Genomic DNA, 13,973 nt, shown 5'->3' with positions numbered 1-13,973 from the left:
AGATAGATTTGATTAATTCATATTATTATAACCTAAATTGAGCGCTTCTTGTTACTCCGCATCGACTCATCCAAGATAATACGATCCGTGTCAAGAGGACAAACATGTATTGGCATCATGTTGAAGAGCCCGGTACTTCGATTTTGTCACGTAGAGGTGGTGGGCGATGAGAAGAAGTTTTCTCATGCAAGCTACCAATGCAACGTTGGGCTTGTTGTGGTTATCGGTAACAAGATGCTTGTAGAACGCTTGTATGCACTCATTGTGTTGGATCCTATTCATACAAGCCAGGTACAGGACTTTTCTGAGGAGAGGGTCTCCTGCTCCGCTGATTTTTCTTCCGCCCTGAAGGAAAGAACCTGATTGCCTCTGTACTGGGTCCAGTCCCGCAAGTGCTGTGATCTCATTTCTATTGGCACCAGGATACTTTCTGAAGAGATACAGGAGACTCATGCCTCGCCTTGCCTTAGGATAAGTATGGCGGTGCCACTCGGTCCGTACAGAAACGGGAGATAACGACAAAGAACGGGAAGAAGTGCATTGACAATTCGCAGGCAGAAACCTATAAATGCAGGAGTGATGAAGGTTCAAAGGTGGTGGAGATAGGGGCGAACAGGCAGTCTTGCGATCCGTCCATAAAGCTACTATTCAAGCTGGTCTTGCAGGTTGTGGCGGAGGTTGGTGACAAGATGCATGCAAGGAAACGTACACCATAAGTGCCCGGGTCGCCAGATGGACTCGGAGAGAATCGGGATTCGTCAGGTATACATCGATCTCGTCGGTGGCCCCCTATACTGGGGGTCTCATGGTGCGGCTTGCCAGAATCACAAGATCTCCACCATTTCCTGTGAGATAGGTAAGACCTTTTGTGCTACTATTACGTCGCACGATATACCGGTTGACGTAATGGAAGGAGAACAGTATGTCTCTAAACGATACGGGCAGATTCTCAGAAACCAGCCTGCTAATTCTGGCAAGTCTGGCCGGAGGGCCGAAGCATGGATACGCGATGATGGAGGACATACAAGAGATGTCCGGCATCAGGCTGGGCCCAGGAACATTATATGCGGCCATTGTCCGCTTGGAGGAACAGGGTCTGATCCAGGCTCTACCATCAGGAGACCGGAGAAAACCATATCAGTTGACAGGGTTGGGAGCAAAGACACTCGAAGAACGGTTGAAAGACGTGCAATCGTTCACAGTGCAAGGCTTGGAGAGGTTGCGGATACAGATATGAACAATATGAGCTTGGTGAAGCTCTACCCGAGAGCCTGGCGTGACAGATACGAAGATGAGTTTACGGCGATGCTGGAACAGGAGCCGGGTTCAGTGCGTGAAACCCTGAACATTCTGTTTGGGATCGTTGACGCGCACCTGTATTACGATCTGACCCCACGTTATCTGGCCAGTAGGGAAGGGATGGAACATATGTGGGGCAAACTTCGACGCACATATTCAAGAGGGTTGGTGATATTGCTGCTCTTCGTCGTTCCCTGCCTTCTATTCAATGCGATGCTTGACGACAGCCCATTCATACCGGTCATGCGCAGCACGCCAGTATTCCGTCTTGCCTACCGGGGTTTTCTCGGTGGAACTGGGGTTGTTTTGCTTTCTACCCTGGCTGGCGGTTCCGTGATCCTCTGGGATATCTTCAGGCGGGCAATTTCCCGAAAGCGCAGAGATGTTCTCCTGTTATTCTTCGTCCCCGTCGTCGCTTTCCTCGTCGTCGCTTTCCTCGCATATTGCTTGAATTTTCCGCTGGAAAGTACGTTGTCGGGATGGATACGTGGTGGAATAGATCAGTCTCTTGGTTGCCTGTTCCTGTTGATAAGCACGGTCTGTGTCTACTCCATCCTTCGAAAGGGAGAACTCGAGGATCAACTGGAAGCAAGCAGATCTCGTATCTCTTACAAGGTCAAAGTGCTAGCTCCCCTATGTGTGACACTAGGAATGGTGATCGCAAGTGTCTCTGCGGTAATTTGGGGATTCATGGCCAGCGACTTTGCTCCGAGGATCATCTCAAACAGCAATTGGGGTCTGTTCCATATGAGTACGCTGCCCTTCTATGTGATTATCGTTTTGATCATCGTAATCGCCACGGCAATATCAGGAGTTGTAGCCGTCCAGGGCGTTGGAAACGTGGCAGAGTGAGGATAGATCTCGCCGGGTCCAGGACAGACGCCAACAACTTATGAGTACAGCCAAGAGGCAGTGAACGTGCAGCATTGGATCGTGCAGGTCATGAATCAATATGGGTATGCAGGTATTGCGTTTCTCGTTGCACTCGAGAACATCTTTCCGCCGATTCCGTCAGAAGTCATTCTGACATTCGGAGGATTCATGACTACGTATACCTCGCTGACCTATATCGGGGTTGTACTGTTTGCCACCGTAGGCTCAGTCCTGGGAGCGATCGTGTTGTATGGACTTGGCAGGTGGCTCAAGCCCGCCAATCTGGAACGATTCCTGCAGGGAAAATGGGGAAAGGCCCTCCACATCAACGAAGGGGATGTTTCCAAGGCAACTGCCTGGTTCTCCAGGCATGGAAGGCCGGCGGTGTTTTTCGGCCGTTTCATTCCAATTGTTCGAAGTCTCATTTCCATTCCCGCTGGCATCGTGCATGCAAACATGGCGAGGTTTCTTGCCCTGACGATTGCCGGGACCCTCGGCTGGAACGCTGTTCTGGTCTATCTCGGGGTGCTCGCGGGCGCATCGTGGCAGAAGATCGTTGGCTACGTTGGCACGTACTCCACTGTTGTCGTTCTCGTACTTGTCATCCTTGCTGTCACTGCGATCTTCCTCTTCTACGGAAGAAAGCAGACACGCATCAAGAACGAGCACGGAGTATCCCAAGAGTAGAAGTAGCTATGGATTCTCTACAAGATGGCCGCATCTATTTCCATATGTGGCAATTGTCGGGTACGATTGGCTGCGAGTTTTTTTCTGTTGACGAAGTCGGGTTTGACGGCTACGCTTGGCAGGACACCGCATACCGCGAGCTTGACCGTCGGTAACAAGAAGGCACGTCTGTGCCGAGCCCCATTGTAGAGGGGCAAGGTGGTTCAATTCGTGCGAACCGTGGCAGGAACATATGCCGGCCACAGATTCTGACTAGACAGAGGCAACAATGAGAGAAGAAAACGCCAGAAACACCATGACCGATAACGGATTGGAGAAGGGCATGGCGTATGGTACCGCTTCACTGCTTGACTGGTTTGGCGCGAAACGCCTTGCCATGTCTCTTTTTGCTCGTTCACCACGTTCAGATTACGCCGCATGGTGGGGCGCGGTCGGTCTCATGCAGTCCGGCAAGGACGAGGAAGCGCTGGACCTCCTGGAGCATGTAGGAATACAGCATCCTGGATGGACGCGCACGAAGCGACTGCGGGCAACGCTGTACCTCCGCCGCGACCCCGAGAAAGCTGTCCAACTCTACACTCCTCCGACCGGCATCTGGGAGGAGCTGACGCTGGGAGACCTGCTGTACTTCTTCCTTCACCGCGAGGACGAAGGAGTGCGCTGGTGGCGTGAAGCGTACGCGAAGGTCGACTGGAAGACCGTCCATGAGCTAGACAATCCTGCGCGCCTCCTGCTCAAGAGACTGTATCGGGTCACAAGCGACCCTGTACTGCTCGAGCGGTTTGCGGGACTGGATACCGACAACTTCAATCAGCAGCACATCGTCGCCTATGCCGACCTCCTGGCCTCGCGTGGTGCCATGGACAAGGCGAAGGAGATGCTCAACCGTGGTTTCTCCATCCATCACCCTGGGGATCCTCTACTGACAGAGTGCTGGGAGAGGCTTGGATTTGGCCAACTGCCTCCGTACAAAGCAATAACTTCGGAGACGGCGGCAGTCCGCCACAACGTCTACACGGGGCTGCTCACTGAGGTGAGTGACCTCGCCTTGGTCGTGGACAAGGTCCACCAGGAATATCCGACGGGCATCGTGACCATTGCTAGTGGCGTCATGACCATTTGCGAGGGAACACTGATGTGGGTCGGGACGTTCAAGCCATCACGTCTCGCCCGGTTCCTCGGTCCATACACGGGGCACCATAATGGTCCCTTTGAGCACTGGTACAGTTATCCAAAGGACGAGGCGGCGTGGAGGGTCCAAGCATATATCGAGCTGGCAGGAACATTCCGCGTCTTGCTCGGGACCGGCGCCACGGTTCTTGGGAAACTGCTCCACCGCAAGGGCTGGTTCTATATGGTCGTCGGCCTTGTAGCCAAGGCGGTTGACACGGACAAGGTGATGCCCTATGACGCGTGTCTCGTCCCCGGCCCACTCGATGTACGGACGAGTATCACTGCCCTGGCACGCAAGGGGGCTCGTATCAGCGTGGTCGACGCCCAGGATGTCTTTGGCGCAGAGATCGTCGGGTCGACCAAGGGCGTTGACGAGGACTGGGTCAGGCGGTCACTGGCGGACAATCCGGCGGGCAACGACGACGTTATGACTCCAATTGTGGTTGTGATGTCGGAGTAACCAGCAGGAGACATACGTGCTGAGATGTAGCGGACAACGCACAGGAGAAGCCATGAGTTATGAAGTTGCTATGCTTTGTGACTGGTTTGGTGCCAAGCATGTTGCTATGTCTCTTTTTGCTCGTTCGCCACGTTCAGATTACGCCGCATGGTGGGGTGCGGTCGGTCTTATGCAGTCCGGCAAGGATGAGGAGGCACTGGGCCTGCTTGAGCGTGTGCGGGTGCAGCATCCCGAATGGAAGCGCACGAAGCGGTTCCTGGCAACACTGTATCTTCGTCGCGACCCCGAGAAGGCTGTCCACCTCTACACTCCTCCGACCGGCATCTGGGAGGAGCTGACGCTGGGAGACCTGCTGTACTTCTTCTGTCATCGGGAAGAAGAGGGTATCGGGTGGTGGAAGAAAGCGTACGAAGAGATTGACTGGAAGACTGCCCGTGAACTGGATAATCCCGCCCGCCTCCTTCTTAAGAGACTCTGTCGGGTCACCGGTGACCCTGTGCTGCTTGAGCGGTTTGCGGAGTTGGATACGGACAACTTCCGTCAGCAGGACATCGTCGACTACGCCGACATCCTGGCATCTCGTGGTGAGATGGACAAGGCGAAGGAGATGCTCAATCGTGGTTTCTACATCTACCGCGGCGACCCCGTGTTGACGGCCTGCTGGGAGAAACTGGGATTCGGTCAGTTGCCTCCGTACAAGGTGAAGACCTCGGAGACGGCGGCAGTCCGCCACAACGTCTACACGGGGCTGCTCACAGAGGTAAGTGACCTCGCCTCGGTCGTGGACAAGGTCCACCAGGAATATCCGACGGGCATCGTGACCATTGCCAGCAGCGTGATGACGATGTGCGAGGGGACGCTCCTGTGGGTTGGGACGTTGAAGATGTCACGTCTCGCCCAGTTCCTCGGCCCCTACACAGGGCATGGGAACGGCACCTTCGTGCACTGGTACAATGGCTACCCGAAGCATGAGGGGGCGTGGAAGGTCCAGGCATACATCGAGCTGGCTGGGACGTTCCGCGTCCTCCTTGGGGCTGGCGCCACGGTCCTTGGGAAACTGCTGCATCACAAAGGATGGTTCTACGCAGTCGTGGGGCCTGTGGCCAAGGCAGTCGACAGCGACAAGGTGATGCCCTACGACGCATGCCTGGTTCCGGGACCCCTCGATGTGGAAGCGAGTGTCGCCGCGCTGGCTCGGAAGGGTGCGCGCATTAGCGTTGTCGACGTCAACGATGTGTCTGGCGCGGAGATCCTCGGATCGACCGCGGGTATCGACGAGGACTGGCTCAGGCGGTCACTGGAGGACAACCCGGCGGGCAATGACGACTCCATGACTCCTATTGTGGTTGTGATGCTCGAGTAGCCGACAGCGAAGATACGCAATGAAAAAGGCGAGAGCAGTGATGCTCCCGCCTTCTGTATTTCCTGTGAACTGAGGTCAGTTGGTGGCCGAGGTCTTCGACAAAATGGCGGCATAGACGAATTGCGCCGCCTGCCAGAGCCCGGCACGACACTTCAACCCTGCCTAGTCAAAACGTGGCCAGCCCCCGCCCCTTGCCGTTCTGACGTACAACCTGCGCACCGAGGGCCGCAAAGCGACCTCAGCCAAAATGGTCGCCATGTATGTCGCCTGGTTATGGAAGAAGGGACCGCATGTCAACTTCTTCACCGCCGCGGTCTTCGGGGCGGCCGGCACAATCTACTTCGCGGTGTTCGGGTGCGACCTTGAGTCTGCTGCCTGAGATTTCGCAGAGCGTCGTCTGCGGATGAAGCCGAATACGCCGAGTGCGAAGATCGACCACCACAGTCCGACACTCCACCCTGCAAGAACGTCGGACAGGTAGTGTGCACCAAGGTACAGGCGCCCGAACCCAATCACGAGAGGGAAAAGAAACGCCAAGGCCAACCAAAGTCTTTTGAGCCTTGGTGACCGCGTAGCACGGAACAGCAGATAGAAACCCAGCGCGTAGAAAGCTACCGAAATGTTTGCATGCCCGGATGGGAAGCTGGCATCAAGCTCCTTGACGACAGACAGAACGGCTGGTGGCCGCGAGCGTCCAAAGCCGGCCTTGCCAAAGTAGACGACCAGTTCTGATCCTGCAAAGGAGAGCATCAGCGCAAGGGCCGCGCGGCGTTTGTGGCTCCAAAGGAAGATGACGACTACTGCGAGGACGACAACAGCTAATTCCCAGTTGCCCACGAATGAAGTCTCCTTAAAGAGAACGATGCCAAAAGCCGTACGGTGCGCGGCCAGCCAGTGCACGAGCCAGCCATCGACACGGACGATGCTTTCCTTGTCGAGCACCTCTTCCGCGAGTCCCGAAACGAGGGCCGCGACGTAGAGCAGTGCTGCGCCGACAAACACTGCAAACGGCCACGGGTTCTCGAGCCACAGGTGAATGTGGTTCATGATTAACGAAGTCTGTTTTCTCATACAAACATGATAGCAGAACAGACGCGCAAAGATGAATGCGCTTTGACTCATCTAGGACAGAGGGGGAGCTGTCTCCATCAACTCATCTAAAATGGAGGTAAAGGATGACAGAAAAGCGCTGGTCCTTGGGACGAGAACAGAGCAGCGGGAATGGAGCTCAGGACAGTCAATACGCAAATATGTCGAAAACTGGGGAAAGACCGAAATGAGACTGCTAATAGGAGACAACTCCTGTTGATCCAGTGGTACAATAAATAAATGAGCAGACGTACGAGACGCGGCTGGATAGGCATAGTGGTTGTGGCGCTGGTCGCAGCAGCGGATGGCATGAGGAAACGATCGATGGCCTGCCTACCAGTTGTTGGCACAGTGGAATATGTGACACATTCTACACGTACGTGTTTCTTCAGCCCTCGCGAGATATCGGTGTTATCCTGTTTGCAAATGCTGCCGGCGACAACAACGCGACCCAGGCAATGTTCACCGAGCTGTCCAAGATTGCTGCTCTGTATGCGGCGCCCTGAGATCCAATACTCAGTGACGGTGCCCCGCCCTTACGCCTAGACTTGTACCAATGCCCACCGCGCTCATATGCCATGTCCTACACTCCTGGTGTTTCGCCGCTTGCCTTGTTCTGGCCCGCCCTATGCCCAATGTGGCAACGTGGCAAAGGCTCGTATTTTGTAGAGGCAAGACTTCTTCATAGCACAACCGGTGGCCGTCATCGTTCAGCACATGAGTAGATCCATTGATATCCTTCCAGTAAATGGGTATGGTAGTTCTGTTGTCAAGATGAACAATCTCAAGGAGAAGAATATGATATGAGAAAGGTTCTGGCAGTTTTCATCGCAGGTTGTCTCGTCCTGTCACTGTTCACCGGTATCTTCGTGTCTATGCCTTCTGCAAGGGCGGACATCGCGGAAGGGGATTACACTTATATCGTTGCTGGCAGTAACGCTACAATTACTGGTTATACAGGATCGGGAAGCGCTGTTGTCATCCCCGCCACACTGGGTGGGTATCCAGTGACCAATATCGGCGACGATGCATTCGCGGATTGTTCTGCAGTAACCATCACAACCATCCCGAACAGCGTAACGAGTATTGGCACCGATGCGTTCTATAATTGTACGAAACTGACCAGCGTGATCATTGGGAGCGGTTTAACCACAATTGGACCTAGTGCGTTCCCGCGTTGTTCTGCACTGACGAGCGTGATCATTCCTGACAGCGTGACCAGTATTGGCTACGGTGCATTCGCGGATTGTTCTGCACTGACTACCATGAGCATCCCGAATAGCGTAACGAGTATTGGCACCGATACGTTCTACGGTTGTACGAAACTGACCACCATGACCATCCCGAACAGCATAACGAGTATTGGCAGTTATGCGTTCGGTTCTTGCTCGGCACTGACCGCAGCACACTTCTCAGGTAACCCACCCAGAATGGGTACTGGTGTGTTTGACTCTTGTGCGACCGGATTTACGGTATGGTATATGAGTGGCACGACTGGTTGGACCAACCCGTGGTATACATATCCAACCGCCACCGTTGAAAATGCCACAAAAAAGCAGACGGTCCTTGTCCTTCACATAGGGAAGCCGACGTTTACCATGAACGGCACTTCGAAGATGCTTGATTCTCCTCCAGTCATCAAGAACTCGCGGACACTGCTTCCTATCCGTGCGATCATTGAAGCTCTCGGTGGAACAATTGCTTGGAATGCAATCGCCAGAAAGGTAACAGTGACGCTTGGAACCAAGACTCTTCAACTGTGGATCGGCAAGAGTAACGCGACTGTCAATGGCGTGTCGAAGCCGATCGACGCAACAGATGCCAGGGTCGTCCCTGAAATCATCAACAGCAGAACGATGCTTCCACTGAGATTCGTTTCTGAGAATCTCGGGTGCTCTGTCGTCTGGGCAGCTGCAACCAAAACGATCACGATCACCTCGACACCATTCGCACATATAGAGTATCAAAACGATCAATACGGTTTTGGTTTTTCATTGCCGGAGAGTTGGAAGGGATATTCTATCGTTACTGACAAGTGGAATGGGTTCGCAAATACTGGACCGAAGGGCGATACGACAGTCACGCAGGGTCCTTTGATTTCAATCAGAAATCCGGCATGGACCGCTCAGAAACCCTATCAAGATATCCCCATCATGGTCTTCACGCTTTCCCAATGGGATTCGCTGTTACGAGGGAAATTTTATGTCAGCGCCGCGCCAATTAATCCCAACAGGATTGGCTTTAACGCTAATCATGTGTTTGCGATTCCCGCGCGTTACAATTACGCACTTCCGATTGGATATGAAGAAGTAGACAAGATCTTGCAGAATAATCCACTCCGGGCACTTCCATCGTCAAGCACTATATCCGATGAAGGGAAAGTACTCCTTTGCGGTGGCATACCGAATGGATCAACGCAAGACATACGAGAAACAACTCGGCTTTTCATTAACCTTCCCAAAGATATTTATCCTGATAAGGAGCATAATCTTCAGTTCAAAACCGCAAGCGGTAACGCAACCGCCAGCTGGGTATCAAACGCCGGACCTTATGGCGAAGGTTATGGGGCCGAGGGTAATCCCGATTGTTGGTCGTATTATTATGAATTTGACGGCAAGGGAGAAGTGGATCTGACGGTCAAAAACGCGACAAAAAATGCACCCAATTATTATGTGCACTTTATTGTCAGCTCAGCCAAATAGCAGCTACTCCCCGAGGATGTTTGTTCAATCCTCCCGAGGATGTTTTTGTATCCGAGGGGCGTACTCGGAGGGGTGTTCTTGCAGTGCGGCGATCGCATTGTGTGCAAACCCGTGACTGATCCTGTCGATCGACCCCGTTCTGTATCAAAACATGCTCGTTTTTGAAGATATCACTTGCCCTGCCGTGTTGTTTGTAGTTCTTTACTTTACCTTCCTTCTACCTCGACCTTACGCCCTCACGCCTCAGCACTCGTTACCATTGTTATCATAATAACATCCATATAGTTTCTTGCTCATCAATTGCCGTCCACTTTGGCTTCAATGACCTTCTGGATCCCAACCGGAGCCTTGGACGAAACATTATGTGCGCCTTTCATACTTCGACACTTTCAGTTCTCCCAGTATTGGGTTCCCTTGGTGTCGATATCACCATCCTTGCCGTTGCCTCTTTCTGCATGCCCTTCCTGTCACCTCACTTCAGTTGCTGCGCATATACGGCGTACAGTAACTAGAGGTATTCCACGAACGCCCAAAAAGGCCAACCCAGGTCACGGATATATTGGCGCATGGATTCCCGCCTGCGCGGAGAGCACCCCTCGCCTTGAACAAAAGGGCTCGGGGGGAACGACAAACGGAGGAGAGAGTCGCGCATACGCGGGAATGACGGAAGCACTATACTATAGATGATATCCCTGTAGTGGAGGCGACAATGGAACAGCATGGTCTGGTGATGGTGTACACAGGCAACGGCAAGGGGAAGACGACCGCGGCGCTGGGTCTCGGCCTCAGAGCCATCGGAGCCGGACAGCGCGTCCTGCTCGTCCAGTTCATGAAGGGGGACCCGACCTACTCCGAGCTGAAAGGGATTGCCTATCTGCCGGGATTCGAGGTTGTCCAGACGGGTCTGCACCACTGGGTCACAAAGGAAACGATCAGCCTGCTGGACAAAACGGAGGCACAGCGGGGATTGAACATCGCCCGCAATGCGTTCGTGGAAGAGCGACATGAACTCGTTATCCTGGACGAACTCAACTGCGCCATTGACTATGGCCTTATTCCTGAGGCTGATGTTCTCGAGCTGCTGACACACAGACCCCAATTCATGTCGGTCTGCATAACGGGGCGTGGGGCTCCTGCGAGCCTGCTGGAGGCAGCCGACATGGTCAGTGAGGTCACCGAGGTCAAGCATCACTTCCGTCAAGGCATCCCCGCCCAGAAGGGAATCGAGTTCTAGCCCGCCGGACGGAGCCAGTGAACCCGTCGAAGCGCAATGCCTGGGGGCTATTCAACCTCGGTGCTGCGGCTACCATTTGGGGCAGCACGTTTGTGGTCAGTCGCTATGCCTTGGCCAGCATGTCCTTTCTCAACCTTGTCATCTTACGGTTCGCATGCTCGACCGCCCTGTTCATGGTGCTCTTCCTCGTCCAGCGGCCAAGACTGCCGCAAGGCCGCGAATGGTGGCTCTACCTCGGCAGCGCTACGTCGGGCTATGTCCTCTCCATTCCATTCCAGTTTCTCGGTACATCACTGACAAGCGCACACATCGGCTCGATCGTCACCTGTGCCACACCGCTCGCCATGGTCGTTCTTGCCGGACTCTTCCTGCATGAACGCATACGCGTCCGGGACATCTGTGCAATCGTCATCGCTCTCGCCGGCGTCACGCTGATATCACTGGAGGGGCTCAGTCGCAGCTCAGGGGCAAGCCCTCTGCAGTGGCTCGAAGGCATTGCCGCTTTGGTTGCCGCGGCTGTCACGTGGGCCTTCTACTCCCTGTTCCTCCGCCTCATCACCCGGAAGCAGTCATCCCTCACCGCGACAGGAATCAGCAACGGACTCGGGTTTTTCATCCTCCTGCCTCTGTTCATCCCTCGGGGTGGCAATGTCATCGCCACAGTCGTCACCCATCCTGCGCTTGGAGCCGCTATCGCCTACCTCGCCGTCATCTCGACGTTTCTCGGGTTCTACCTCTGGACACTAGGGCTCGAACAGGTCACCAGCGTCTCCGCTTCGTCGCTCATGTTCTTCTGCCAACCCCTCGCGGGGACAATCCTCGGCATGCTGGTCCTCCATGAGCACGTCACCGCGCAGACCATCATTGGCAGTGGACTCATCCTGACCGGGCTTCTGGTCAGCATGAACAGGTCACGAGTGAATACACTGTGAAGAATGGATAGCACGTTCACCCCGGCATCCGTGTACTAGAGGTGGCGAAACAGACTTCATACCAACCTCCTTCCCAGAAACAAAAAAGGCCTCCGTAGCAGCCGGAGGCCTTTTTTGTTTGTCAGTGGAAACGCTACTCGAACAGCGCCGTGCTGGCGTAGCGATCCCCACGGTCAGGGAAGATGACCACAATCACACCGCTGTCCAGCGTACGGGCCAGTTCCATGGCTCCCCAGAGGGCCGCACCGCAAGAGATGCCGACACTGATGCCTTCCTTTCGATAGATTTCGCGAGCAATGCCAAAGGCGGGAGCGTCTTCGGTCATCCTCAGCGTTACGTCCAGGTTGTCGAAGCTGAAGATACCCGGTGTATAGGCTGCCATGTTGCGCAGGCCCTGGATCTTGCTGCCGGCAATCGGTTCGACCCCGACAACCTTCACCTGCGGCGTTTGCCTGTGCATGAAGGCGGACAGTCCAGTCAATGTGCCGCCCGTACCCATACCCGCGACCACGTGCGTCACGTCGGGGACGTCCCGTAGTATCTCCGGGCCGGTTGTCTCTTCGTGTGAACGCGGATTGGCGCTGTTCTCGAACTGGTTGAGGTTGACCCATGATGGATCCTCCGAAAGCATCTGCTGTGCAGTCTTGATGGCCAGATTCGTGCCGCCGGCAGCGTCGGTGAGAATGATATCCGTGCCAAACATCTTCATGACCTTCCGACGTTCGATGCTCGCGCTCTCGGCCATCACAGCACGGAATCTGTAGCCGCGCAGAGCCGCGATCATCGCCATGGCGATCCCCGTGTTCCCGCTGGTGGCTTCCAGCAGCTGAGCTCCGGGCTTCAACACCCCTCGTTCCTCAGCGTCCTTGAACATCATGAGGACGGGGCGGTCCTTGACGGATCCACCGGGGTTGTTGCCCTCCAGCTTCGCCAGGATACGAACCCCGGGATTTGTGCTGAAGTGCTGAAGCTCGACGGTCGGTGTATTACCGATGAGGTCCAAGATGGAATTTGTCGTCATGTGGTTTCTCCTTTAGTACCGCGAGAGGTACATTGACACCATGGGGTCTGTCCGGAACGACGTGGCGCGAGGTCTTGGCAGGCATGAGATGCCCTGTGAGGCCCGCTCGCATGACCTCTGCCTTCGTGACATGTTCACCAGTTCTCCAGGCAGTGACTGCTATGTGGTCACTGCTGTAGTCGACGAGATAGACGGGCACGTACTTGTATCCCATGCGCTTGAGAGCGTTGTAGCGATGATGGCCGTCCAGGATAACCATGGTCCGCTGATCCACGATGATGGGGTCCTTGACCATGCCGTCCCGCACCAGATCGCGCTGGACTCTCATCAGGTTCTCGTTCAGAATCTGCTCGTGTTGCCGCAAGGCATTTATAGGTACCAGTGTTATTGTCATTCCTTCTCCTTCTCCGTGAGCTCTCCAGTAACCAAAGAAGCCTCCCGTCTCCGGGAGGCTTCGCATGTTCAGTGTATGAATATACGACTAGCAATGCCCCTCGGTATACTGCATTTCACAGGTGCAGGTGTCCATTGCTATAGTTGTCATACAGTTATTGTGTCCCGACACGACTCCGCGTCAACCTCTCCATGTGATGGTGTCATTCAGGATGCCTTGCTCTGGTAATCCTCGATCGCCAGGTGCAGCGCCTCAATGGCATACCCGGCACAACGCCACTTCGATTCAGGCAGACCTTCGAGCAGACCCGACATATACGGCATGTCGAGTGCCAAGGCCTCGTCAATGGTCTTGCCTGGTAGTTCCTTGCTGAGAACAGAGAGCGTTGCGATAAGAGCCGTACACCCTGCTATCCGATATTTGGCATCCGTGATGCGACCTGCGTCGACGCTGATGAACAGGGTCAGTTCAACGGCGTCCGCATTGTCAGTGATATGCCCCGTGCCCGAGGGATCGTCGATGTGCCCGATGTTGCTTGGACTCATGAACTCACGGATCGTAGCACGACTGTACTTGTCCATGTGAGCTCAGGCCATCGAGCGCAGGAACTTGACGACATTGGGAATGACGTCTGCGGCATAGTCGATGTCCTTCTCTGTCGTTACATATCCAAACGAGAGACGTATCGACGACTTCGCTTCCTTCAGGTCACAACCGATGGACGTCAGCACATGCGACGCCAGCGT

Annotated in this window: 12 protein-coding genes; 7 read left to right on the top strand and 5 right to left on the bottom strand. The window is 54.6% G+C overall.

All coding sequences use genetic code 11. The features are described 5' to 3' along the window. Positions 1 to 90: 90 nt before the first annotated feature. Positions 91 to 453 carry a transposase gene (locus SMC5_RS11730; protein WP_119120236.1) on the bottom strand — a complete coding sequence of 121 codons (363 nt, stop codon included), beginning with the start codon at positions 451 to 453 and terminating at the stop codon, positions 91 to 93. 453 nt (positions 454 to 906) lie between these two features. On the opposite strand from SMC5_RS11730, the gene SMC5_RS07640 reads away from it, so the two are divergent. The 4 genes from SMC5_RS07640 (at position 907) to SMC5_RS07625 (ending at position 5,855) form a co-directional block, all read left to right on the top strand. Continuing rightward, on the top strand, positions 907 to 2,151 hold the full coding sequence (locus tag SMC5_RS07640; protein ID WP_243625020.1) for a complex I subunit 1 family protein: 1,245 nt from the start codon (positions 907 to 909) through the stop codon (positions 2,149 to 2,151). 66 nt (positions 2,152 to 2,217) lie between these two features. Continuing rightward, positions 2,218 to 2,859, top strand: a complete 642-nt coding sequence (locus SMC5_RS07635) for a DedA family protein (protein ID WP_119120233.1) — start codon at positions 2,218 to 2,220, stop codon at positions 2,857 to 2,859. 268 nt (positions 2,860 to 3,127) lie between these two features. After that, on the top strand, positions 3,128 to 4,492 hold the full coding sequence (locus tag SMC5_RS07630; RefSeq protein WP_119120232.1) for a tetratricopeptide repeat protein: 1,365 nt from the start codon (positions 3,128 to 3,130) through the stop codon (positions 4,490 to 4,492). A 52-nt stretch (positions 4,493 to 4,544) separates the two neighbouring features. Next, on the top strand, positions 4,545 to 5,855 hold the full coding sequence (locus SMC5_RS07625; protein ID WP_119120231.1) for a tetratricopeptide repeat protein: 1,311 nt from the start codon (positions 4,545 to 4,547) through the stop codon (positions 5,853 to 5,855). A 336-nt stretch (positions 5,856 to 6,191) separates the two neighbouring features. Here SMC5_RS07625 and SMC5_RS07620 read toward each other — a convergent pair whose 3' ends face one another. Beyond that, positions 6,192 to 6,926: a phosphatase PAP2 family protein gene (locus tag SMC5_RS07620; protein ID WP_165846321.1), complete on the bottom strand. Its 735-nt coding sequence runs from the start codon at positions 6,924 to 6,926 to the stop codon at positions 6,192 to 6,194. Positions 6,927 to 7,747: 821 nt separating this feature from the next. Here SMC5_RS07620 and SMC5_RS07610 point away from each other — a divergent pair. From SMC5_RS07610 to SMC5_RS07600, 3 genes are all read left to right on the top strand, one after another. After that, positions 7,748 to 9,646: a leucine-rich repeat protein gene (locus SMC5_RS07610; RefSeq protein ID WP_119120228.1), complete on the top strand. Its 1,899-nt coding sequence runs from the start codon at positions 7,748 to 7,750 to the stop codon at positions 9,644 to 9,646. A 709-nt stretch (positions 9,647 to 10,355) separates the two neighbouring features. Next, positions 10,356 to 10,880, top strand: coding sequence for a cob(I)yrinic acid a,c-diamide adenosyltransferase (locus SMC5_RS07605; RefSeq protein WP_119120227.1), 525 nt, complete (start codon positions 10,356 to 10,358; stop codon positions 10,878 to 10,880). A gap of 17 nt (positions 10,881 to 10,897) precedes the next feature. After that, positions 10,898 to 11,812 (top strand): DMT family transporter, encoded by a 915-nt coding sequence (locus SMC5_RS07600; protein ID WP_119120226.1) that lies wholly within the window; start codon positions 10,898 to 10,900, stop codon positions 11,810 to 11,812. A 133-nt stretch (positions 11,813 to 11,945) separates the two neighbouring features. On the opposite strand, the gene SMC5_RS07595 is transcribed toward SMC5_RS07600, so the two are convergent. The 3 genes from SMC5_RS07595 to SMC5_RS07585 all read right to left on the bottom strand — a co-directional run bounded on the left by SMC5_RS07595 (position 11,946) and on the right by SMC5_RS07585 (position 13,808). Further along, entirely contained in the window at positions 11,946 to 12,833 is an 888-nt protein-coding gene (locus SMC5_RS07595; RefSeq protein ID WP_119120225.1) for a PLP-dependent cysteine synthase family protein, read from the bottom strand. After that, positions 12,799 to 13,227: a ParB N-terminal domain-containing protein gene (locus SMC5_RS07590; RefSeq protein WP_165849026.1), complete on the bottom strand. Its 429-nt coding sequence runs from the start codon at positions 13,225 to 13,227 to the stop codon at positions 12,799 to 12,801. Before SMC5_RS07590 ends, SMC5_RS07595 begins: the two co-directional genes overlap by 35 nt. Positions 13,228 to 13,433: 206 nt before the next feature. Then, entirely contained in the window at positions 13,434 to 13,808 is a 375-nt protein-coding gene (locus SMC5_RS07585; protein ID WP_119120223.1) for an iron-sulfur cluster assembly scaffold protein, read from the bottom strand. Between the last annotated feature and the right edge of the window lie 165 nt (positions 13,809 to 13,973).

This window comes from Candidatus Cryosericum odellii (assembly GCF_003570935.1).
Lineage (GTDB): Bacteria > Caldisericota > Caldisericia > Cryosericales > Cryosericaceae > Cryosericum > Cryosericum odellii.
This window is presented reverse-complemented; position numbering and strand designations above follow the sequence as displayed.